This window comes from Xanthomonas cucurbitae, from assembly GCF_002939885.1.
GTDB lineage: Bacteria > Pseudomonadota > Gammaproteobacteria > Xanthomonadales > Xanthomonadaceae > Xanthomonas > Xanthomonas cucurbitae.
Genome location: NZ_MDED01000172.1, coordinates 1 through 273 on the forward strand (window position 1 = coordinate 1; position 273 = coordinate 273).

At 59.3% G+C, this 273-nt stretch carries 1 protein-coding gene; it reads right to left on the reverse strand.

The genetic code is table 11. The annotated features are described in order from the left end of the window. Nucleotides 1-273, reverse strand: a 273-nt coding sequence (locus XcuCFBP2542_RS19235) for a lipase family protein (protein ID WP_249027704.1), incomplete at both ends; no start/stop codon positions are given.

Here is a 273-nt window from a genome sequence, read left to right on the forward strand (position 1 = left end):
GCCGTAGGCGTCGAAGGTCTGCCCCTTGAGCTTGAAGTGATGTGCAGTCACTTGCGCCAAATTACCACCAAGCGAGTGGCCTGCAACCGTCACATCGGGTGTTGGCAAGCCGGTACTGACATGCTTCTGCTCTGCATATTCCAAGGCGCCCCGGGTAAATGCAATGGCGTCCGCTACCTGTGCATTGTGACGGGTTGCGACCATTCCACCGTCGGCCAGTGCGCCGTCCAGGATGGGCTGACGATCGAACTCGCTTCCTCGGTGGACAACCAC